Here is a 20,005-nt window from a genome sequence, read left to right on the forward strand (position 1 = left end):
ACATATCGTGGAGCATTTTTTTATCAGAAAGAACATTACTTCCGCTGAGGACGGGATGACTGTAAAGGAATATGCCAGTGAACTGGGAATTTCAAAACGTCTGCTGACCGATATTAAGTTTGGCGGGGGCGACCTGCAGATTAACGGTGAGCATGTGACGGTCAAATACGTTTTGAAAGAGGGAGATCTTCTTATCGTGAAGTTTCCTGAGGAGCAGGTGAGCGAGACGCTGTTGGCAGAGCCTGTTCCGCTCGATATCCTTTATGAGGATGAACATGTGCTTGTGATAAACAAGCAGCCGTATGTGTCATCAATCCCTTCGAGAGAGCACCCCTCCGGCAGCATTGCCAATGGAATTATTGATCATTATCAAACAACCGGAGTGAGGGCGACAGTTCATCTTGTCACCCGGTTAGACCGGGATACATCAGGTGTCATGCTTGTTGCCAAGCATCGATTTGCCCACTCCATTTTATCGTCTGCGCAAAAAAACGGCCTTGTGAAACGCCGGTATGCGGCAGTGGTTCACGGGCGGATGGCACAGATGGAGGGAACAGTCGATGCTCCGATTGGCAGACATCCTGACAGTATAATTGAACGGACGGTAACGCCAGACGGCCAGAAGGCTGTTACGCATTTTTACGTCACATGTGCAAATGACGATATGACCTCGGTGACGTTGCAGCTTGAGACTGGACGAACCCATCAAATTCGTGTTCATATGAGTTATCTCGGGCACCCGTTGTGCGGCGATACACTGTACGGCGGAACGAGACAGGAAATTGGCCGGCAGGCTCTGCACAGCAAGCATCTTTCGTTTATCCATCCGCTGACACAGGAGAACATGACGTTTCATGCTCCACTGCCTCAGGATATGAGAAAACTGATAAAAGGAGAGAATCATTGATTCTCTCCTTTTTTATATGGGGCGAAATCTTGATTCGTCGTAAGGCAGGGAGCTTGGAACAGAGACGGTTTCTATTTCTGGAAAGCGAAAGCCTGTCAGTTGATTTCCGAACACGCAGCCTGTATCAATGTTGATGGTGCGATTGACCTTCCGAGGCTCTTTCACAGGTGTATGACCGTATACCACCCAAGCCTTTCCGTTATAGGCTGCCGCCCAATCACGTCTGACGGGTCTGCCGTCCGGATATGTTTCACCCGTCACGTCACCGTAAAGCACAAAGTCCTTCACTCTGCGGGTATATTTGCCGATATCGTCAGCTCTTATGCCAGCATGGGCGACAACTAATTCTCCATTATGTAAGATGTCGTAAAGCGGCGCTGTTTCGTACAGCTTCATAAACTGTTCGCTGACTGATTTTCTCTCATCTTTAGAAAGTTCCTCAAGCTCTGCCGCTGTTGTTTCGAGACCATGCATCACTTTTACCGGATTTCCTTTTAAGTAACGATATAATTTATTGCAATGGTTTCCCGGGACATAACGAACAGCGCCTTTTTCGTAAGCGCCGGCTACAAATCGGATGACCTCTATCGATTTGGGCCCTCTGTCAGTTAAATCTCCGGCAAAAACAAGCACCCTGCCTTCTTCATGGATAGGTACTCCATTTTTGATTGTATAGCCAAGCTTTTGGATTAATGCAGTCATTTCGTCATAGCAGCCATGAATATCGCTGATGATATCGTAAGCCATGCGGTATCCTCCTTACCGATTGTTTTATTTATTATGAAGCAAAGTGTTGTGAGTCATCACAAGCTTTTATGTGCAAATTATAGAAGAAGAATCATTTTCTAAACAGCATTAAGACCTTATCACTTTATTTTTCATCATCACCCTTGTTAAAATCGCGTTATGTTTTTTAAAAATGAGGTTTTGTTCTCTGAGTGAGAACTAGCATAACCCTGACTTAAAAAGGAGGTTCTGATTATGGCGCATACATCTGTCGCATCTTTAGTTGTTGTACTTATCGTTGCATTTTTGACACCCATCCTTTTGCATCGGTTTAAACTCAGCATCCCGGTTGTTGTTGCTGAAATCATTATGGGGCTGATAATTGGGAAAAGCGGCCTTAATTTAGTTGTGGAGGGTGACACCTGGCTCCAGACACTCTCTATGCTCGGATTTATCTTTTTAATGTTTTTAAGCGGGCTTGAAATTGATTTTTCGTCGTTTGAGAAAGGAAAGAAAAAGCAGTTCCTGCCGAATGGCAAGGAAGCGCCGAATACGTTTGCTGCGGCATCTGTTATTTTCGTCGGTATTTTTATTTTATCATTGCTCTTGTCCTATGGGTTCGTCTTGGCCGGATTTATCCAAAATGCATTTTTGATGACCCTGATTATTTCAACGATTTCATTAGGCGTTGTCGTTCCAACATTAAAAGAAGAACGGATCATGAATTCGAATATCGGGCAGATTATTTTGCTTGTTGCTGTTATTGCTGATTTGGCCACGATGATTCTTCTTGCTGTTTTTTCTTCTTTATACGGAGAGGACAGCGGAAACATGTGGCTCCTGATGATTCTGTTTGCGGCCGGAGTGGTGCTTTACTTTTTCGGCCGGGTCTTCAAACATCGCTCTTTTGTTCAATCCATGTCAAAAGGGACGATCCAGATCGGGACGCGTGCCATTTTTACGTTAATTATTGTACTCGTTGCCCTGTCTGAATCACTTGGGGCGGAAAATATTCTCGGCGCTTTCTTAGCGGGGGTTCTTGTTTCCCTGCTTTCGCCAAACAAAGAACTTGTTCAGCAGCTGGACTCATTCGGTTATGGGTTCTTAATACCGATTTTCTTCGTGATGGTCGGTGTGAAGCTTGATATTTGGACTCTTTTCCAGGATAAAACAATTTTAATCATGATTCCGCTCCTGCTGCTGGCGCTGTTAGTCAGCAAAATCATTCCTGTCATGTACTTAAAGAAGTGGTATGATAACCGAACCATTTTCGCGTCTGGTTTCCTGCTGACATCAACGCTTTCGCTCGTGATTGCCGCTGCAACAATCGGCCAGCAGCTTCACGTGATCAGCGCAAATATGTCAGGAGCGCTAATTTTAGTAGCCGTCATTGCAAGTATTTTTACGCCGATCTGTTTTAAAAAGTTATATAAACGGGAAGAGCAGCCGGAGGAGAAAAAGACGATTACGTTCATTGGCGCCAATCAAATGACTTTGCCTGTTACACTTGAATTGCCAGAGGAAGAGTATGACGTGCGTGTTGTACACGTCTACCAAGAGAATGCGGAGGAAAAGCTGTCAGAATCAGTGTTTGCTGTTGAAACAATTTCTGACTATGAACACGAGACGCTTGAATCACTCGGCATTTTTGAAACGGATATCCTCGTTGTGGCGACAGGAAATGAAGATATGAATGCAGACATTGCATTACTTGCAAAAGAAAAAGGCACAGAAAGAGTCATTGCAAGCGTAGGATCACCGGAGCATGAAGCAGCTCTGAAGGAGCAGGGAATCAGCATCTTTTCTATTCTGCTGTCGACAAAAACGCTGCTTCGCGCACTGATTGAAGCGCCTGGCGTCATGAAGCTGCTCACGAACCAAGAGTCTTCGCTGTATCAAATTAATATGGAGAACAGTAAATATGATGGTGTCATTTTACGGGAATTCCCTTTAACAGGTGACGTCATCTTTGTCAGGATCTTCAGAGGTGTGGACAGCATCGTTCCTCATGGGGATACAAGGCTGAAACTTGGAGACCGTTTAATTGTCACCGGATCTCGGGGGTACGTAACGGATCTTAAGAAAACATTGGAAGGATAAATCTTGACCAAATAAGGATTCGTGTTAATATAGAGGTGCAGAACAATTCAATATGTATTCGTTTAACCACTAGGGGTGTCCTTCATAAGGGCTGAGATAAAAGTGTGACTTTTAGACCCTCATAACTTGAACAGGTTCAGACCTGCGTAGGGAAGTGGAGCGGTATTTGTGTTATTTTACTATGCCAATTCCAAACCACTTTTCCTTGCGGGAAAGTGGTTTTTTTATTTTCAGAGGGGGAATGATTTGTGAAGTTTTCAGAAGAATGCCGCAGTGCAGCCGCAGAATGGTGGGAGGGGAGCTTTGTCCATCCGTTCGTTCAAGGAATCGGTGACGGAACGCTTCCGATTGACCGTTTTAAATACTACGTACTTCAGGATTCCTATTATTTAACGCATTTTGCAAAGGTGCAGTCATTTGGCGCCGCTTATGCGAAGGATCTTTATACAACGGGGCGGATGGCAAGCCATGCCCAAGGTACATATGAGGCGGAAATGGCGCTTCATCGGGAGTTTGCCGAGCTGTTGGAAATCAGCGAGGAAGAGCGTAAGGCGTTTAAGCCGTCTCCTACTGCGTATTCTTATACATCCCATATGTACCGTTCGGTTTTGAGTGGGAATTTCGCAGAAATCTTAGCGGCCTTGCTGCCATGCTATTGGCTCTATTACGAGGTTGGTGAGAAATTGCTGCATTGTGATCCGGGGCATCCAATTTATCAGAAGTGGATTGGCACATATGGCGGTGATTGGTTTAGACAACAGGTCGAGGAGCAAATCAACCGCTTTGATGAGCTGGCGGAAAACAGCACGGAGGAAGTGCGTGCCAAGATGAAAGAGAATTTTGTCATCTCCAGCTACTATGAATATCAATTTTGGGGAATGGCCTATCGAAAAGAAGGCTGGTCTGACAGCGCCATAAAAGAGGTGGAGGAATGTGGAGCTTCACGCCATAACGGATGACAGCAAGCCGGTAGAAGAGCTAGCGAGAATCATCATTACGATTCAGAATGAAGTTGATTTTATTCATATTCGGGAACGTTCAAAATCGGCGGCAGATATTTTGAAACTGCTCGAGCTTATTTTTGAAGGCGGTATAGATAAACGAAAACTGGTGATGAACGGGCGCGTGGATATTGCGCTTTTCTCTACTATTCACCGCGTGCAGCTGCCAAGCGGCAGCTTTTCACCGAAGCAGGTCAGAGCCAGATTTCCACACCTTCATATCGGGAGGTCGGTGCATTCACTTGAGGAAGCGGTTCAAGCAGAAAAGGAAGACGCGGACTACGTGCTGTTCGGCCATGTGTTTGAAACGGATTGCAAAAAGGGTCTTGAAGGCAGAGGAGTATCTTTGCTGTCAGATATCAAACAGCGGATTTCCATCCCGGTTATAGCCATCGGGGGGATGACGCCGGACAGGTTAAGAGACGTAAAACAAGCAGGGGCAGACGGCATTGCTGTTATGTCAGGAATTTTCTCTTCCGCTGAGCCCTTGGAAGCAGCCAGACGATATTCCCGCAAGCTAAAGGAGATGCGCTATGAAAAGGCATTATGAAGCAGTGGTGATTGGAGGCGGAATTATCGGTTCCGCGATTGCTTATCATTTGGCAAAGGAAAACAAAAGCACCGCATTGTTTGAAAGCGGAACAATGGGCGGCAGAACGACAAGTGCCGCTGCCGGAATGCTGGGCGCCCATGCCGAATGCGAGGAACGTGACGCGTTTTTTGATTTCGCCATGCACAGTCAGCGTCTGTACAAAGGTCTTGGAGAAGAGCTTTATGCATTATCCGGTGTGGATATCAGGCAGCATAACGGCGGTATGTTTAAGCTTGCATTTTCTGAAGAAGATGTGCTGCAGCTGAGACAGATGGACGATTTGGACTCTGTCAGCTGGTATTCAAAAGAAGAGGTGTTAGAAAAAGAGCCGTATGCGTCTGGTGACATCTTTGGTGCATCTTTTATTCAGGATGATGTGCATGTGGAGCCTTATTTTGTTTGCAAGGCATATGTGAAAGCAGCAAAAATGCTTGGGGCGGAGATTTTTGAGCATACGCCCGTCCTGCATGTCGAACGTGACGGTGAAGCCCTGTTCATCAAGACCCCTAGCGGAGACGTATGGGCTAATCATGTTGTCGTTGCCAGCGGGGTGTGGAGCGGAATGTTTTTTAAACAGCTTGGACTGAACAATGCTTTTCTCCCTGTAAAAGGGGAGTGCCTGTCCGTTTGGAATGATGATATCCCGCTGACAAAAACGCTTTACCATGATCACTGCTATATCGTACCGAGAAAAAGCGGAAGACTGGTTGTCGGCGCGACAATGAAGCCGGGGGACTGGAGTGAAACACCGGATCTTGGCGGATTGGAATCTGTTATGAAAAAAGCAAAAACGATGCTGCCGGCTATACAGAATATGAAGGTGGATCGTTTTTGGGCGGGACTCCGTCCGGGAACAAAGGATGGAAAACCGTACATCGGCAGACATCCTGAGGACAGCCGTATTTTATTTGCGGCTGGCCATTTCAGAAACGGGGTCCTGCTTGCTCCCGCAACGGGCGCTTTGATCAGTGATCTCATCATGAATAAAGAGGTCAACCAAGACTGGCTGCACGCATTCCGAATTGATCGCAAGGAGGCGGTTCAGATATGATGCTACAGCTGAACGGTAAAGACGTGAAGTGGGAAAAAGACACAGGTACAATTCAAGACCTGCTGGCGTCGTATCAGCTTGAAAATAAAATTGTTATCGTGGAAAGAAATAAAGAAATAATCGGGAAAGAACGTTATCACGAGGTTGAGCTTTGTGATCGTGATGTCATTGAAATTGTCCATTTTGTAGGAGGCGGATGAGCATGTTAACAATTGGCGGAAAATCATTTCAATCAAGATTGCTGCTGGGCACGGGGAAATACCCATCGTTTGACATTCAAAAGGAAGCAGTAGCTGTTTCTGAGTCTGATATTTTAACATTTGCTGTAAGGAGAATGAACATCTTTGAAGCATCTCAGCCGAATTTTTTGGAACAGCTTGATTTATCCAAATATACGCTTTTGCCGAATACAGCGGGCGCCAGCACTGCTGAAGAAGCGGTTCGGATTGCAAGGCTGGCGAAAGCGTCAGGCCTTTGTGACATGATTAAAGTTGAAGTCATCGGATGCAGCCGTTCCTTGCTGCCTGACCCTGTTGAGACATTAAAAGCGTCTGAACAGCTTCTTGAAGAAGGCTTTATTGTGCTCCCGTACACGTCGGATGACGTTGTGCTGGCGAGAAAGCTGGAAGAGCTCGGCGTTCATGCCATCATGCCGGGTGCATCTCCGATTGGATCAGGACAAGGAATCTTAAATCCTTTGAATCTGTCGTTTATTATTGAACAGGCGAAAGTGCCGGTCATCGTGGATGCTGGAATCGGCTCGCCTAAAGATGCGGCATACGCAATGGAGCTTGGAGCGGATGGCGTACTGCTCAATACGGCTGTATCGGGAGCTGACGATCCTGTGAAAATGGCTCGTGCCATGAAGCTCGCGGTGGAAGCAGGACGCCTTTCTTATGAGGCGGGCCGAATCCCGCTTAAGCAATACGGAACGGCAAGCAGTCCGGGAGAAGGTCTTCCTGTATGACGGGCAGGTATTCAAGGCAGGAGCTGTTTGCTCCGATCGGCCCATCCGGCCAGAAAAAATTGAAAGAAGCGCGCGCCGTGATTATCGGCGCCGGCGCGCTCGGAACAGCCAGTGCAGAAATGCTGGTGAGAGCGGGAGTCGGCTCTGTGAAAATTGCCGACAGAGATTATGTTGAATGGAGCAACCTCCAGCGCCAGCAACTTTATACAGAAGATGATGTCAAAAAAGAAATGCCGAAAGCAGCCGCTGCGGAGCGCCGTCTCCGTTCGATTAACAGCGATGTTGATGTGACCGGCCTTGTCATGGATGTGACAGCAGAAAATATCTTCGAGCTGATTAGGGATGCATCGATTATTGTGGATGCGGCTGATAATTTTGAAACCCGCCTGATCGTAAATGATGCTGCGGTAAAGGAAGGGATTCCTTTTCTTTACGGTGCCTGTGTAGGGAGCTACGGCCTCACCTTTACCGTGGTGCCGGGTTCTACTCCTTGCCTGCATTGCTTGCTCGATACACTTCCGGTTGGCGGAGCAACATGTGACACAGCCGGCATCATCAGTCCGGCTGTTTTGCAGGTAGCAGTCTTTCAGGTAACAGATGCACTGAAGCTGCTGACGGGAGAGGAGTGCGAGCCTGTGCTGCGCTCCTTTGATTTGTGGAAAAACGAGCGGTCAGAAGTGAGAGCGGCCAGTCTCAAACATGACGCATGCCCAAGCTGCGGCACAAAGGATTTTCCGTTTTTGTCATATGAAAATCAAACAAAAGCGGCTGTATTGTGCGGCAGGAACACGGTGCAGATCAGATCATCTATTACGAAAGAAGCGGATCTTGAAGCGCTTGCCGGTCAGCTGAGGCAGGCCGGGCTTGAAGTAGCTGCGAACCCGTATTTAATTTCCTGCCGCTCGGATGATATGAAAATGGTGCTGTTCCGGGACGGCAGAGCTTTGATCCATGGAACAAATGATATTGCCCGGGCAAAATCCATTTATCATAAATGGATCGGGTAATAAAAGGAGTGTAGTGTAATGAGTATATATAAAGCATTGACAATCGCCGGATCAGATTCAGGCGGCGGCGCAGGGATACAGGCTGATATTAAAACCTTTCAAGAGCTTGATGTATTCGGAATGTCTGCGATTACAGCGGTAACCGCTCAAAATACGCTTGGCGTTCATGGGGTGCATCCGCTGACTGTAGAGGCATTGAGACAGCAAATTGACGCTGTTGCTGAGGATTTGAGACCGGATGCAGTCAAAACGGGAATGCTCTGGAATGCCGACATGATTGAAGAAGTGGCAAGAAAAATTGACGAGTACGGATTCAATCGTGTAATTGTTGATCCGGTTATGATCGCAAAGGGCGGGGCATCCTTGCTGCGTGATGAGTCAGTTGCCACCTTAAAGGAGTTGCTCATTCCAAGAAGCTACGCGATTACGCCGAATGTCCCGGAAGCAGAAACGCTGACAGGAATGACAATCAGCTCGCTGGATGACCGGAAAAAAGCAGCGGAGCAGCTCGTCAAGATGGGTGCGCAGCATGTCATTATCAAAGGCGGGCACCAGCCTGAGGACAATCACATTACTGACCTTCTTTTTGATGGCAGCATGTTTATGCAAATCACCCATCCTTATATCAATACGAAGCATACGCATGGCACAGGCTGCACCTTTGCTGCGGCTTTAACGGCCCAAACGGCTAAAGGAGACAGCATCCATCAGGCATTTGAGGTTGCGGCCAACTTTGTCCGTGAAGCGGTGGAAAATACGCTCGGCATCGGATCGGGACACGGGCCGACAAACCATTTCGCTTTTAAACGAAACAGCTTAAATACAAGCCGATGAGATCACCAGCTGATGGTGATCTCTTTTGCGTTTGCTACGGTATGCGCTTTTCATCTGGACAAGGTTATGATATGATAGGAATTAAGATCAGGTACTAATACTATGTCTTTATTAAATATAGGAGGCTTTATACATATGAATTTTTCACTTGAAGGCCGCAACATTGTTGTGATGGGGGTAGCCAACAAACGCAGCATCGCCTGGGGCATTGCGCGTTCTTTACATGAAGCGGGTGCACGTTTGATTTTCACATACGCTGGTGAACGCCTGGAGAAATCCGTTCACGAGCTTGCCGGAACATTAGACCGCAACGATTCCATCATCCTCCCTTGCGATGTTACAAACGACGCAGAAATCGAAACTTGCTTCGCAAGCATTAAGGAGCAGGTCGGTGTAATCCACGGTATCGCGCATTGTATCGCGTTTGCCAACAAAGAAGAGCTTGTCGGCGAATACTTAAACACAAATCGTGACGGCTTCCTTTTGGCTCATAACATCAGCTCATATTCTCTGACTGCTGTTGTCAAAGCGGCACGTCCGATGATGACTGAAGGCGGAAGCATTGTCACTTTGACGTACCTTGGCGGAGAGCTTGTGATGCCAAACTACAACGTCATGGGTGTAGCGAAAGCTTCTCTTGATGCAAGTGTGAAATATTTAGCTGCTGACCTAGGAAAAGAAAATATCCGCGTTAACAGCATTTCTGCCGGCCCGATCAGAACATTATCTGCTAAAGGCATCAGCGATTTCAACTCTATCTTAAAAGACATCGAAGAGCGTGCACCGCTTCGCCGCACGACAACACCTGAAGAAGTGGGCGATACAGCTGCGTTCTTGTTCAGCGATATGTCCCGCGGGATTACAGGTGAAAATCTTCACGTTGATTCAGGTTTCCATATCACTGCCCGCTAAGCAGGATCTATATCAAGCAATCCCGAATAGGGATTGCTTTTTTATTTCTTCTGATTTTCAGCTTTCTGTCATATAGATAGAATATGACACAATCGGAGGGATGAAGATGTCTAATAAGAAAAGAAACGCGGATAAAAAACCGCTCATGTATATTGTTCAGCCGGATTATGCAGAAACTACAAGGTCATCCATGCAGGAGATTGTCATCAAAAGAAAGGCCGACAAACCCGCTCCGCCAAAAGCTGAGGAAAAGCCGGCTTACCATGAGAAGCAGCAGGAGGAAGCTGTGGCACAGGATGTCCTGCAAGAAGACCAAAAGCCTGCAGCCGAACCAGTGAGTCAGCAAACACAAGAGGCGAGAGAGCCAGAGAACATAAAAAGCCAAGAGGAAGAACAGAAAGCAGAGCCGCAGGCCGTAGAAGAAACCGTTGAACACGAGCCCCCGAAAGCAGAAAAAAAGGAAGAGCCTGCACTTGAGACCCGGAAGCCTGAGAAAGAACCGGAAGCTGTCCATAGTGCTGATAAAGCGGAGGAAAAAGCACCGCCGGCACGAAAAGTGAAAAAACCGATGAGCAAGATGACGATCCACGAAAAAATTGATTTTTTAACAAAGCTGCCTCATAACATGCCGAGAGCGCTTTGTTTGATTGAAGCCAATGGAAGAACGTATAGAGGCGTGATTGTCGGAAGAAGAAATGATTCCGTCCTGCTTCGAACAACCGGAAACGGAGCACCGACCGAGCTGGCAATCGATGAAATCACCTCTTTGCACCCGCTCGGTTTTTAACGAAAAAGAAAAAAGCTGCCCGGCTGATGTTGCCGGACAGCTTTTTTTATATAGAGAAAAGCCTGCAGGCCTGCAAGCTTTTCCAGCTTATGATTAATGATGATGTGTACGATTGATTAATCGAGGATTTAAGCAGTTGATTGCGCAGAAGCAGTCTAAGTCAACTTCAATACAGTAGTTCGTTTTTTCGAGTCGGAACACTTCACACACCGTATCTTTATCGGTGAAGTCCAAAATGTGTTTGTGTTCGTCAAATGCGATTAATAATGACAGTGTTGCGCAGCTTCCATGCACTCTTTCGACCCTGAAAAATACTGTATTAAAGCAAGGGCCGTTATCGAGTTCGCCAACATTTCCGAAGGCGACTAATGGCGTTGATTTTGATGTAAATATTGCAAAAGGCACTGTGTCGCCTAACGAATGGCTTACAGATAAAAGCTTAGAGTGGCAGCCGGTCGGGCAGTCTTCTTCAACAGCGTTTTGCAGATCTTCAATATTTTCTACAGCTTCACGCACGCAGCTTGATGTTTTCTGGCTCATATTATCCCTCCTGCCTTATAAATTTGAGACTGGCGAAATGATGGAGAGTCAGCTGCCTCACGCTGGAAGCAGCTGAATGATTTGCACCTGTAATAGAGTTTGGAAGGGGATTCCTCTTTACAAGTGTTTATCCATTGTGATGATGCTTTTTATCTTTGTGAGGCGATGTTCTGTCAACTAGCTCTGGTGACAGGCACTGAATCGCGCAGAAGCATCCGAGATCCACTTCAATGCAGAAATCTGTTTTTTCTAGCCCGAAGAAATCCGGGTCGCAAGGGTGGCAAACACTTAAGGTATCGCCTTTGACATCGACCGGGCGTAAAATAGACAGTGTTGCACAGCAATCGCATAATTTTTCGACGCGGAAGAAAATGGATTCAAAGCATTGCATATCATCCACAAATCCCCCTACGTTTCCGAATGTGGAGAACAATCCGCCTTTTTTATCAAAAACGAGAAACGGAATTGTGTCTTTTCCAGCAATCGTAGGGTTTAAAAGGTTGGTATAGCAGCCAGTCGGACACTGTTCTTCAACTGCCTCCTGCTCTGCTAAAATCTTTTCCACTGCATCGCATACACAGTTCTCATGCCGGCCATGGGTTTTTCCGCAGCTCATTGATTTCAGCTCCTTCTTTATAGGGTATTTGACTTTAGTCCTTAACAACATATGTACCCGTGCCCCACTTGGTGTGGGTGAACGTCTATATATTCATCATATGCTTGGAAAATAAGAAAAAGCAGAGCGTTTTTAGCTCTGCTTTTAGGTTCTAAAGGACAAGAGTGATTGTTAAGAGGGCGACTAAGAGGTTTACTGCTGTAGAAACAACTGTTGCAATATCGGCATCTACTGTTGTGACATTTACACCGCGAGAACATTCGATAAGAAGTTTTTGGCGATTTACTTGTTTGTTTGATGCAATCTGTAATAAATCTTGTGCAACTAATTCTGCAATTACGCCATCTGCAATGGATGTGAGAGTTAATATTACGGTTGCTGAATTTAGCGCTGTTAAAACTGAAGTTATTGCTTGAACGTCTGTAGATGAAACGTTAATGTCACATGAGTCTCTGATAATAATTGTCTCATCGGAGATCTGTTTGTTGAGATTTGCCTGAGCCAGATTTTGGTCAATTAAGGCATTGTCATTGCCAAAAAACCCGTTACCATTGCAGCAAATATCGCAATTGCATTTTCTTTCTTCTTTTTTATCTTTTTCGTCTAACGGATGGTCACAGTCAGGATCAAGTGCAACCCAAGAATATGGTCTGCTTTCCATATCTATTCCTCCTTTTCTTTTACTGTTATTAAATGAGCGAGCCTCTTACTTTGACTGAGTCATATATCATGATGAATTGCCCTATTTTTTATAATTAATTTGAGTTGTTATTGTTTTGCCGTCTTTGTCTGAGCTGTTCAATTAATTGCTCTCTGCGGCTGAGAGGCTTTTCGTTCCTTTGCTCTTGCACGGATGCTTCTTCTTTTTTCTTCTTTTGGCTATCTATTAATGCTTGTGATTTAGCTTGTAAGTCTTTTACAAGATTTAAAAGCATTTCTTTTTCTTCGTCTGATACTTTTTTCATTTTGTCTTTTGTGACACCATGTTTAGAAAATATATTTTGGACCAGCATTTTCGTCATCGGATCAGCTTCTGGAAGCTTTTCAAGCTCTTCTTTGATCTTATCGTTATCTGACATTTGTTTTCACCTCGTCTTTTAAGTTTGTGAAAAAGAAAGGGTTAAAGGACGTCAAGTTCATTGAGAATGCTGTTTAACACCTGAAGCAAGATTTGTACAAAGGTTATTATCTCGTCGGCAGACAAAGTAATTTTGATGTTTCGGCTGTTGATTATTTTAATGATGGTTCTTTTTTTGATTTGGGAGCTATCGAGAATAAGAATTTCACTTGCCACTGCGTCAGCCAAATCCTCGTCAGCGATGACCAGCTGAGTCGCCAGGATAATCATAGTTGTCACAAAGGCTTGTATAGAAAGGGCAGCTGTTACATGTGACGTATCTATTGTGATATTTTCGCAGTCAATCACTTCGATCTGCTGTTCGAATTCGCTTGATAATTGCTCAAATATTGCAGGGTGCAGGGATTCGACTTTTTCTTCAAATGACATAACCTTCACTCCTTTCTTATCCATACTCTATATAATGCAAATGGGGTGCAGAGCGGAATAATAAAAATAACCAATTTTCTGCCGGACAAGATACAATTCATGAAGAATAGGGTTTTCGCATATATGTGAAGGGATCATGATTGGCAAAGGAGTGAACGAGTGGTTATAAATGGGCTGACAATTGTTCTTCTATCGCTTGCGGTCTTTCGGCTCGCCCGCCTGCTGGTGTTTGACACGATTATGGCGCCGCTTCGCAGTCTGTTTCATGAAGAGAAGGAAGAAAAGGATGCGGACGGGAACATTGAAACCTTTATCGTGATTAAGGGAACCGGTGTCAGGGCGTTTATTGGTGAATTGCTGAGCTGCTATTGGTGCACAGGCGTGTGGTGTGCCGGCTTTTTGATTTTATGCCAGGCGGTGATCCCGCAAGCGGCGCAGTGGCTGATTTTACTTTTAGCGATCGCCGGCCTTGCCGGCATCATAGAAACGCTCGTATCAAAATGGCTGCAAGAATAAGGCGTTACTACCAGCAACTTTCTGTCAGAATACGCATAAAGTAGCATATATGACATAAGGAAAGGAAGGGGACAAAAATGAATCAGCATCATAAACCTTCCCAAAAATCTCCATATACAGATTCATCGTATCAATCAAAAAAGATAAAAAAGAAAGGCTGCGGGTGCGGAAATAAAAAGAAAAAGCCTCAATAGCCTGGCAAAGAAACCGGAGAACTCCGGTTTTTTGTTTTTTTAACGGGGCGGCCTTGCTCAGCATATATCATAAGCGGGGGGATAAAAGTGAATGAGTTTGAAAAATGGATAGAAGGAAGATATGAACCTCACGAACAAAAGCAAAAAAAGCATGAAGACACGATGGGCAGTATCAGAAAAGACTTGGATGCATTTGATAAAGCCGGTCTGGAATTTGAAGATGAGATTGAAGAGCTGGCTGAAAAAACAGAGGCCTTACTTAAAAAACATCAAGCTCAATATGATCAATCGTAAATCCGCAAACGCCCTATGCGAATATCCAAGCCGATCCAAGCAGCTCACATAGTGTATAGAGAGTAAAGGAGGTGCTTATCTATGGGCTTTGGATACGGATTCGGCGGCGGCTACGGCGGCGGCTGTTATGGCGGTTATGCTGGCGGTTACGGCGGCGGCTATGGTTCAACATTTGTTTTGTTGGTCGTATTATTCATTCTCCTCATCATCGTAGGTGCATCTTTCTTTTAAGATGTATTGAGGAAGTACGGGTTATAACCCGTGCTTCCTTGCCTTGTGTTTATTTTTAAAAATGTTGGAAAAGCACATTGTATTATGTGCATTCATACAATACCGTATTACTCCGCCAAAAGGAGGCGCATTATGGATAATCAATTTTTTAAGAACATCGAAAAGAAAACAGGTGTGAAGATGCAGGATGTAATGAATCTTGCCGGATCACTCCAAAACGCTAATTTTAAAGATGAAAATACAGTGCGCAGTGTGATTAACCGCGTAGCGCAGATGGCAAACAGACGCGTGCCAAAAGAATTAGAAGATAAAATTGTGGAATCTATTACAAGCGGAAAAGAAAAGCTTGATTTTGGCACGATTTCTAAAATGATGGATAATAAATAAGTGGATGGCCTGGCTGACTCACTGCAGCGGGCCTTTTTTTACAGTAAAAACCCGGCAGTAATCTGCCGGGCTGTTAATGATGCAAGGGCTGTCTTGCTTTTTGTAGCAGGGGATACAAAAATCTTGAGCGGTTGGCTGTTTTGCCGCGCCTGTTAGCGGGGCAAGACAAATATAAATGCTGTTTCGCCCGGGTCATGGCTACATATAAAAGGCGTCTTTCCTCCTCAAGAGCGGCCTCGTCTCCTTTTCTTGCCGTTTCTAATGAGAAATCGTGCGGAATCGAGCCGTCTACAGTGCCTAACACGTAGACTGTTTTGAATTCAAGGCCTTTTGACCGGTGAATGGTCATCAGCTGAACGCCATGTTCATCCGTTCTGTTTTTCTCAGCGGCCCTCATATGGTCTACGTGGGCAAGAAAGTCAGGAATCGTTTTGAACTTCTTGGCGACAACCTTGATGTCGCGCAGGTCATCGGAACCTTTTTCCAGCTTGTTGCCCTCATTGCCCCGCTTTTTTAAATACTCGGAGAAGCCCATTTTTCCTTCTGCAAAGGTGATGGCTTCTACGGGCTTCATCGTGCGGAGGCTTGCAAAAAACGGTACGATTTTCTTGATTTTGTCCAGCTGGAATGGCTTCAGATCAGGCAATTTGGCCAGCGCTTTGATCATGGTACAGTCCTCTGTGATCGAGAGCGCCTTCAGCGTATTCAAAGCGGACTGTTTTAAAAACAAGGCGGGAAGCAAGTGTTTAATCGCCTCGGTGTCATCCTCATTTTGGCTGGCGTACAAGTAGGCGAGAATCTGGCGGACGATCCGTCTGCTGTAAAACGATTGGACGCCGCGGTCAGCTGTATACGGAATTGACGATTGATGAAGCCTTTCATATATAGCACGGCCTCCGCTGTTTGTGCGGTAAAGAACCGCAAAGTCTTCTGGACTGGCTCCATTTTGAATTTTTTCTTTGATATCGGAAACGACCATTGTGGCTTCTTCCTCTTCATCATAAGGATAAAACAGCACAGGGACCTGAATGTCATCGCGGGCCGCTTCAAGCGTTTTGGCATATCTGTTTTTGTTCTTTTTCACAACGATATCAGCACTAGAGACGATCGGGTGCGTAGACCTGTAGTTCGCAGTTAAATAGATCGTCTTCGCTCCCGGATAATCCTTTTGAAAATCAAGAATGAAAGACGGATTGCTTCCGCGAAACGCGTAGATGGACTGGTCATCGTCTCCGACACAGCACAGGTTTTGCTCCGGGCTGGCGAGCATTTGCATGATTTTGTATTGAACCGGATTAATGTCCTGAAACTCATCAATTAAGATATACGTAAACCGAGATTGATACTGTTCCAGAAGGTCAGGCCGCTCGATAAACAATTCATAGCAGGCTGAAGCCATGTCATCAAAATCAAATTGGCTGTGTTCTTTTTTCTGGCGTTCATAATGTTCATATAAACGATAAACTTGTTTTTCCCACTCATCTTTTAGAGGGATGCGTTCATTTGGGACATAAGTGTTTTTCCAAAAACCGATCTGCTGCAGGGCTTGGTCAACTGGGAATTCTTTCTCATCGATGCCTTCTTCATAGAGTGCTTTTTTGATATATTGTTCCCGCTGCCACTCCATTTTCAGCAGATGCTCACCGTTCCATTTAGCAGAATTAGAGTGATACAAGATCTTATAAAACAGACTGTGGAATGTTCCTGTCACAAGTCTTCTGACTTTTGCCGGCTGTAATCCGTACTGGTTCGCCATACGCTCTTTCATTTCAGCGACAGCTTTTGTTGTAAAGGTGACAAGCAGCATATTTTCAGGCGGTATGCCTAAGTGTTCGATCATGTGGGCGGCACGGGCTGTCAGCACCCGTGTTTTTCCGCTCCCCGCACCTGCAAGCACAAGCAGCGGACCTTCTGTTTCCGTGACCGCTTTCAGCTGATCCGTGTTTAAGCCGACAGACGGAAAAAGGCTCGTATCGGGTTCTATTGTTTTTGGCACAAATGGTGTTCCTGGTTTAATGCTTCTTGGACGGTGCCATTCCGTGACAGCTGGAGACGGGTCAGCGGCGATCGCTTTTCCCTTGGGCAAACGAATGACACCAGATTCCTGATCATCTTCTTTTTTTTCCTCTTTGGCGGGCTTCGGAGCACACGCCTCCTCACATGCCGGGAAATCGCCTGGCTGGCGATGGATAAACTCTGGCGGATCGGCGATGTTAAGCCGTAACAAAACGGGATTTCCGCAATGAGAACAAAATAAATGTCCTTTTATTCCTTCTTCAAAGAGGAATTGATAATGTTCTCTCGAATATGTATGTAAATGTATAATTCGATCATTCAGTCGGGCGCATTTCAAAAAGGGGTCCTCCCAATCAAAAGGTGTTCATTACAGACAATGACTATCATATCAAAAGAAATGTGTTTCAAAAAGTAAGTTTAAGGGAAAAGAGACAGCAGAGGGGTGGGTATTGTATGATATATGCAGGTCACATTCAAAACCAGCAATACGCTCAATATGCTAATAGAACGATTGGACATAAGCAGGATTATGCCGGAACCGAAAAAATCAGCTATGTCCCGTTTCAGCGGGTATACAAAGAACTGGAAAAGCAGCAGGAGAATCAAACGGCCGCTGAAAGAAAAGTAAACGAGATGAAACGTAAGCGCTCTCTTTATAAGAGATTGCGAGAAAAAGGAATGGGCACATATATTAATCGATATGTATAAAAAACCGTTCATACCAGAGAACGGTTTTTTTATATGCAGTAAAAATCCGGATCTCAAAAGATCCGGATGCGTTCAGTCCTTCATCATTTGTAAGTGCGGAATGCCGGCATCGAGGAATTCTTTTTCAGAAAGCACGCGATACCCGTGTTTCTTGTAAAACGGCACAGCCTGTGTTTGCGCGTTTAAAATGAAACCGGAAGCGCCTCCGTCTGCCGCGGCTTTTTCGAGCGCTTTCATAATGATGCCGCCGACACCGGCTGAGCGGTGGCTTTTCAGTACGCAAATCCGCTCTAACTTGCCGTAGCCGTCCTTCATGCGCCATCTTCCGGCACCGACAGGCTTTTCACCGTCATACACGACGATATGCTCTGACTCATTTTCAAGTTCGTCAATTTCTTCTTCAGCAGGCACGTTTTGTTCTTTGACAAAGACTTCTTCTCTTACATAGAATGCATCTTTCAGTTGTTCTTCATTTTTTGCGATAACTGCTTTCAAACATTATTCTCCTCTGCCTAGCAAGAAGGTTTCATATACTGTCCACGATCCGTTTTCCAACTGGTAGAGCAAGTGGAAACGGTCAACGATTTCTTCATGCGACACTTCCTGCATTTTTAATTGTCCCAGCACATCTGAATGCTCATCGTCGGAAAGATTTTGGCCGACCGTCACATGCGGAACGAAATTATATTCCTGTTCTCCTGCCAACACACCGGTGTATAGCTTTTCATTGAGTGTTTTTAACTCTTCCGTCGGTTCTGCTTTGATGTAAATGACATTATTGACAGGCGCAAATGAGCTGTATTTTGTCATTTTGAGAACGAGTGGGTGGGACTCTTTTGCGATGTTTCTTAAATGTGATACGAGCTGATCCGCTTTCTCCTCCGCGCATTCAAAGGATGCTCTCAGCGTCAAATGAGGCGGGATTAGAGAGTAGCTTGGGTCATAGCGCTTTCTGTAAGAGTTTGCAAGGTCTTGGAGCTTTTTTGATGGAAATAAAACGATTCCGTATTTCATATTATGTCCCTCCTGGAAATAAAGTATGATAGAGTGTTAAAGCATTTTTTTCAGCGCCGGGGTGATGAGCGGCTGCCAGTATGTCCATTTGTGGTCTCCGTCAAATGGCTCGAAATCATAATCGGAAAGCTTTTTCTCCAGCAGCTGTTTCAGCTCCCGGTTCGGTTCTGTAAAGTCCAGAATGTTCCCGTCTGTCGTGTGGACGTCAGTTTCTTTTGTTCCGATTTGGTGATAAATAGAGAGGTGTTTGATATCGTCTGACTGTTTTACGGCTTCTAGTACGTGTTTGTCAACATAGGGAGACTGCATGATGATGTTGCCAAACATATTCGGATAATCAAGCGCTGTCATAAGTGACACGGTTGCTCCGAGCGAATCACCGATCAGCGTTCGGCCGTAACCGATCTGATAGGTTGGATACTCATCATCTGCAAAAGGAACGAGCTCATGGGCGATGAACCGTTTATACGCCGAAAATTTTGAACCCTCCGGATGATAGGTGTTTCTGCGCTCTTTTACATCCTTATAGGGAACACCGATAATAATGCTCCGGTCTATTTCGCGTTTCGACAGCAATTCCTCAACCTGTCTGCCGATCCTCCCCAGCCTGAAATAATCGTGGCCGTCCTGCGCGATAATGACATGGTATTTATAAAGCGGGGAGTAGTTGGACGGCAGATAAACAAGCAAGGTCATTTCCTCGTTAAGCTCTTTTGAAAAGAATTTCTTTTCTTGCACTGTGCCGTTTTTCGGTGCCATAAAAACATTCCTCCAGGACATCACTATACTTTCTTGCATTTTCAATTATTGTACCATGAATTATTAGAAATTTCTCTCTTTAAACGGTTCGGCACACGAAGAAAAAAGTGTTGAAATAAACTGTGAATTGCGCTAATATAAAACAATCAGAAAATTGAAATCGATATTTCTTATCGTGAGAGGTGGAGGGACTGGCCCTTAGAAACCTCAGCAACCGGCTTGTTTTGCATGTGCAAAGCGCCAAGGTGCTAAATCCAGCAAGCGTTTTTTATGCTTGGAAGATAAGAAGAAGCGTTAAACCCCTTCTTCTTATGAAGAAGGGGTTTTTATTTTGAAAAG

26 protein-coding genes and 2 riboswitches are annotated in these 20,005 nt (G+C 45.3%); of the genes, 16 read left to right on the forward strand and 10 right to left on the reverse strand.

Annotated elements, in window-relative coordinates:
- Positions 1 to 7: 7 nt before the first annotated feature.
- Positions 8 to 907: an RluA family pseudouridine synthase gene (locus KXZ66_RS06255; protein ID WP_219144855.1), complete on the forward strand. Its 900-nt coding sequence runs from the start codon at positions 8 to 10 to the stop codon at positions 905 to 907.
- Positions 908 to 919: 12 nt separating this feature from the next.
- Here the strand turns inward: KXZ66_RS06255 and prpE are convergent, their stop codons facing one another.
- Positions 920 to 1,654 (reverse strand): bis(5'-nucleosyl)-tetraphosphatase PrpE, encoded by a 735-nt coding sequence (gene prpE / locus KXZ66_RS06260; RefSeq protein WP_077670622.1) that lies wholly within the window; start codon positions 1,652 to 1,654, stop codon positions 920 to 922.
- A gap of 234 nt (positions 1,655 to 1,888) precedes the next feature.
- On the opposite strand from prpE, the gene KXZ66_RS06265 reads away from it, so the two are divergent.
- From KXZ66_RS06265 to cotO, 10 genes are all read left to right on the forward strand, one after another.
- Positions 1,889 to 3,733, forward strand: coding sequence for a monovalent cation:proton antiporter family protein (locus KXZ66_RS06265; protein WP_015715673.1), 1,845 nt, complete (start codon positions 1,889 to 1,891; stop codon positions 3,731 to 3,733).
- A 61-nt stretch (positions 3,734 to 3,794) separates the two neighbouring features.
- Positions 3,795 to 3,903, forward strand: a riboswitch (TPP riboswitch).
- Positions 3,904 to 3,981: 78 nt separating this feature from the next.
- Positions 3,982 to 4,692 (forward strand): thiaminase II, encoded by a 711-nt coding sequence (gene tenA, locus KXZ66_RS06270; protein WP_003232909.1) that lies wholly within the window; start codon positions 3,982 to 3,984, stop codon positions 4,690 to 4,692.
- Positions 4,667 to 5,284 (forward strand): thiazole tautomerase TenI, encoded by a 618-nt coding sequence (gene tenI / locus KXZ66_RS06275; protein ID WP_015715674.1) that lies wholly within the window; start codon positions 4,667 to 4,669, stop codon positions 5,282 to 5,284. The genes tenA and tenI overlap by 26 nt, the downstream gene beginning before the upstream one ends.
- Positions 5,268 to 6,377: a glycine oxidase ThiO gene (gene thiO / locus KXZ66_RS06280; RefSeq protein ID WP_219144856.1), complete on the forward strand. Its 1,110-nt coding sequence runs from the start codon at positions 5,268 to 5,270 to the stop codon at positions 6,375 to 6,377. The genes tenI and thiO overlap by 17 nt, the downstream gene beginning before the upstream one ends.
- Positions 6,377 to 6,577, forward strand: a complete 201-nt coding sequence (thiS, locus tag KXZ66_RS06285) for a sulfur carrier protein ThiS (RefSeq protein WP_072173897.1) — start codon at positions 6,377 to 6,379, stop codon at positions 6,575 to 6,577. The genes thiO and thiS overlap by 1 nt, the downstream gene beginning before the upstream one ends.
- A complete protein-coding gene (gene thiG / locus KXZ66_RS06290; protein ID WP_010886483.1) occupies positions 6,574 to 7,344 on the forward strand; it encodes a thiazole synthase in 771 nt (256 codons plus the stop codon). Before thiS ends, thiG begins: the two co-directional genes overlap by 4 nt.
- Entirely contained in the window at positions 7,341 to 8,351 is a 1,011-nt protein-coding gene (gene thiF, locus KXZ66_RS06295; protein WP_144482571.1) for a thiazole biosynthesis adenylyltransferase ThiF, read from the forward strand. Before thiG ends, thiF begins: the two co-directional genes overlap by 4 nt.
- Before the next feature lie 18 nt (positions 8,352 to 8,369).
- Positions 8,370 to 9,185, forward strand: a complete 816-nt coding sequence (thiD, locus tag KXZ66_RS06300) for a bifunctional hydroxymethylpyrimidine kinase/phosphomethylpyrimidine kinase (RefSeq protein WP_014479462.1) — start codon at positions 8,370 to 8,372, stop codon at positions 9,183 to 9,185.
- Between the two features lie 135 nt (positions 9,186 to 9,320).
- Positions 9,321 to 10,097 carry an enoyl-ACP reductase FabI gene (fabI, locus tag KXZ66_RS06305; protein ID WP_003232896.1) on the forward strand — a complete coding sequence of 259 codons (777 nt, stop codon included), beginning with the start codon at positions 9,321 to 9,323 and terminating at the stop codon, positions 10,095 to 10,097.
- Positions 10,098 to 10,197: 100 nt separating this feature from the next.
- Positions 10,198 to 10,884, forward strand: a complete 687-nt coding sequence (gene cotO, locus KXZ66_RS06310; protein WP_120027979.1) for a spore coat protein CotO — start codon at positions 10,198 to 10,200, stop codon at positions 10,882 to 10,884.
- Between the two features lie 93 nt (positions 10,885 to 10,977).
- Here the strand turns inward: cotO and cotZ are convergent, their stop codons facing one another.
- The 5 genes from cotZ to cotV all read right to left on the reverse strand — a co-directional run bounded on the left by cotZ (position 10,978) and on the right by cotV (position 13,547).
- The gene (gene cotZ / locus KXZ66_RS06315) at positions 10,978 to 11,424 is read right to left on the reverse strand and encodes a spore coat protein CotZ (RefSeq protein WP_003244982.1); all 447 of its coding nucleotides are present in this window, start codon (positions 11,422 to 11,424) and stop codon (positions 10,978 to 10,980) included.
- Between the two features lie 127 nt (positions 11,425 to 11,551).
- Positions 11,552 to 12,040: a spore coat protein CotY gene (gene cotY, locus KXZ66_RS06320; RefSeq protein ID WP_003239243.1), complete on the reverse strand. Its 489-nt coding sequence runs from the start codon at positions 12,038 to 12,040 to the stop codon at positions 11,552 to 11,554.
- 151 nt (positions 12,041 to 12,191) lie between these two features.
- Complete coding sequence (locus KXZ66_RS06325) at positions 12,192 to 12,701, reverse strand: spore coat protein (protein ID WP_003232886.1); 510 nt, start codon at positions 12,699 to 12,701, stop codon at positions 12,192 to 12,194.
- Positions 12,702 to 12,795: 94 nt separating this feature from the next.
- A complete protein-coding gene (gene cotW / locus KXZ66_RS06330; RefSeq protein ID WP_064671242.1) occupies positions 12,796 to 13,119 on the reverse strand; it encodes a spore coat protein CotW in 324 nt (107 codons plus the stop codon).
- Between the two features lie 41 nt (positions 13,120 to 13,160).
- Complete coding sequence (gene cotV / locus KXZ66_RS06335; RefSeq protein WP_032677403.1) at positions 13,161 to 13,547, reverse strand: spore coat protein CotV; 387 nt, start codon at positions 13,545 to 13,547, stop codon at positions 13,161 to 13,163.
- A gap of 159 nt (positions 13,548 to 13,706) precedes the next feature.
- On the opposite strand from cotV, the gene yjcA reads away from it, so the two are divergent.
- The 4 genes from yjcA to spoVIF all read left to right on the forward strand — a co-directional run bounded on the left by yjcA (position 13,707) and on the right by spoVIF (position 15,169).
- On the forward strand, positions 13,707 to 14,063 hold the full coding sequence (gene yjcA / locus KXZ66_RS06340; protein ID WP_064671243.1) for a sporulation protein YjcA: 357 nt from the start codon (positions 13,707 to 13,709) through the stop codon (positions 14,061 to 14,063).
- A gap of 281 nt (positions 14,064 to 14,344) precedes the next feature.
- The gene (locus KXZ66_RS06345) at positions 14,345 to 14,551 is read left to right on the forward strand and encodes a hypothetical protein (protein ID WP_014479470.1); all 207 of its coding nucleotides are present in this window, start codon (positions 14,345 to 14,347) and stop codon (positions 14,549 to 14,551) included.
- Positions 14,552 to 14,632: 81 nt separating this feature from the next.
- Positions 14,633 to 14,782, forward strand: a complete 150-nt coding sequence (yjcZ, locus tag KXZ66_RS06350; protein WP_003232872.1) for a sporulation protein YjcZ — start codon at positions 14,633 to 14,635, stop codon at positions 14,780 to 14,782.
- A 132-nt stretch (positions 14,783 to 14,914) separates the two neighbouring features.
- Positions 14,915 to 15,169 carry a sporulation-specific transcription regulator SpoVIF gene (gene spoVIF / locus KXZ66_RS06355; protein WP_003232870.1) on the forward strand — a complete coding sequence of 85 codons (255 nt, stop codon included), beginning with the start codon at positions 14,915 to 14,917 and terminating at the stop codon, positions 15,167 to 15,169.
- A 73-nt stretch (positions 15,170 to 15,242) separates the two neighbouring features.
- Here spoVIF and KXZ66_RS06360 read toward each other — a convergent pair whose 3' ends face one another.
- Complete coding sequence (locus KXZ66_RS06360; RefSeq protein WP_161477069.1) at positions 15,243 to 17,522, reverse strand: ATP-dependent helicase; 2,280 nt, start codon at positions 17,520 to 17,522, stop codon at positions 15,243 to 15,245.
- A 116-nt stretch (positions 17,523 to 17,638) separates the two neighbouring features.
- Here KXZ66_RS06360 and KXZ66_RS06365 point away from each other — a divergent pair, with 116 nt between their 5' ends.
- Positions 17,639 to 17,893 (forward strand): hypothetical protein, encoded by a 255-nt coding sequence (locus KXZ66_RS06365; RefSeq protein WP_038828785.1) that lies wholly within the window; start codon positions 17,639 to 17,641, stop codon positions 17,891 to 17,893.
- Between the two features lie 72 nt (positions 17,894 to 17,965).
- Here KXZ66_RS06365 and KXZ66_RS06370 read toward each other — a convergent pair whose 3' ends face one another.
- Genes KXZ66_RS06370 through KXZ66_RS06380 form a run of 3 tightly spaced genes read right to left on the reverse strand, consistent with a single transcriptional unit; the run spans position 17,966 to position 19,666 of the window.
- The gene (locus KXZ66_RS06370) at positions 17,966 to 18,388 is read right to left on the reverse strand and encodes a GNAT family N-acetyltransferase (RefSeq protein ID WP_003245407.1); all 423 of its coding nucleotides are present in this window, start codon (positions 18,386 to 18,388) and stop codon (positions 17,966 to 17,968) included.
- Positions 18,389 to 18,391: 3 nt separating this feature from the next.
- Entirely contained in the window at positions 18,392 to 18,907 is a 516-nt protein-coding gene (locus KXZ66_RS06375; protein WP_003232861.1) for a YjcG family protein, read from the reverse strand.
- A gap of 36 nt (positions 18,908 to 18,943) precedes the next feature.
- Positions 18,944 to 19,666, reverse strand: a complete 723-nt coding sequence (locus KXZ66_RS06380) for an esterase family protein (protein WP_003245358.1) — start codon at positions 19,664 to 19,666, stop codon at positions 18,944 to 18,946.
- A 167-nt stretch (positions 19,667 to 19,833) separates the two neighbouring features.
- Positions 19,834 to 19,954, forward strand: a riboswitch (SAM riboswitch).
- Positions 19,955 to 20,005: the final 51 nt, after the last annotated feature.

Source organism: Bacillus sp. LJBS17 (assembly GCF_019334685.1).
Lineage (GTDB): Bacteria > Bacillota > Bacilli > Bacillales > Bacillaceae > Bacillus > Bacillus subtilis.

Coding starts and splice junctions, on each gene's coding strand:
- thiS (WP_072173897.1), top strand. CDS start 6,377: ATGCTACAGCTGAACGGTAAAGACGTGAAGTGGGAAAAAGACACAGGT.
- KXZ66_RS06380 (WP_003245358.1), bottom strand. CDS start 19,666: ATGGCACCGAAAAACGGCACAGTGCAAGAAAAGAAATTCTTTTCAAAA.
- KXZ66_RS06375 (WP_003232861.1), bottom strand. CDS start 18,907: ATGAAATACGGAATCGTTTTATTTCCATCAAAAAAGCTCCAAGACCTT.
- KXZ66_RS06325 (WP_003232886.1), bottom strand. CDS start 12,701: ATGGAAAGCAGACCATATTCTTGGGTTGCACTTGATCCTGACTGTGAC.
- prpE (WP_077670622.1), bottom strand. CDS start 1,654: ATGGCTTACGATATCATCAGCGATATTCATGGCTGCTATGACGAAATG.
- cotO (WP_120027979.1), top strand. CDS start 10,198: ATGAAGATGTCTAATAAGAAAAGAAACGCGGATAAAAAACCGCTCATG.
- KXZ66_RS06365 (WP_038828785.1), top strand. CDS start 17,639: ATGATATATGCAGGTCACATTCAAAACCAGCAATACGCTCAATATGCT.
- spoVIF (WP_003232870.1), top strand. CDS start 14,915: ATGGATAATCAATTTTTTAAGAACATCGAAAAGAAAACAGGTGTGAAG.
- thiO (WP_219144856.1), top strand. CDS start 5,268: ATGAAAAGGCATTATGAAGCAGTGGTGATTGGAGGCGGAATTATCGGT.
- KXZ66_RS06265 (WP_015715673.1), top strand. CDS start 1,889: ATGGCGCATACATCTGTCGCATCTTTAGTTGTTGTACTTATCGTTGCA.
- yjcZ (WP_003232872.1), top strand. CDS start 14,633: ATGGGCTTTGGATACGGATTCGGCGGCGGCTACGGCGGCGGCTGTTAT.
- cotV (WP_032677403.1), bottom strand. CDS start 13,547: ATGTCATTTGAAGAAAAAGTCGAATCCCTGCACCCTGCAATATTTGAG.
- cotW (WP_064671242.1), bottom strand. CDS start 13,119: ATGTCAGATAACGATAAGATCAAAGAAGAGCTTGAAAAGCTTCCAGAA.
- cotY (WP_003239243.1), bottom strand. CDS start 12,040: ATGAGCTGCGGAAAAACCCATGGCCGGCATGAGAACTGTGTATGCGAT.
- cotZ (WP_003244982.1), bottom strand. CDS start 11,424: ATGAGCCAGAAAACATCAAGCTGCGTGCGTGAAGCTGTAGAAAATATT.
- thiF (WP_144482571.1), top strand. CDS start 7,341: ATGACGGGCAGGTATTCAAGGCAGGAGCTGTTTGCTCCGATCGGCCCA.
- fabI (WP_003232896.1), top strand. CDS start 9,321: ATGAATTTTTCACTTGAAGGCCGCAACATTGTTGTGATGGGGGTAGCC.
- thiD (WP_014479462.1), top strand. CDS start 8,370: ATGAGTATATATAAAGCATTGACAATCGCCGGATCAGATTCAGGCGGC.
- thiG (WP_010886483.1), top strand. CDS start 6,574: ATGAGCATGTTAACAATTGGCGGAAAATCATTTCAATCAAGATTGCTG.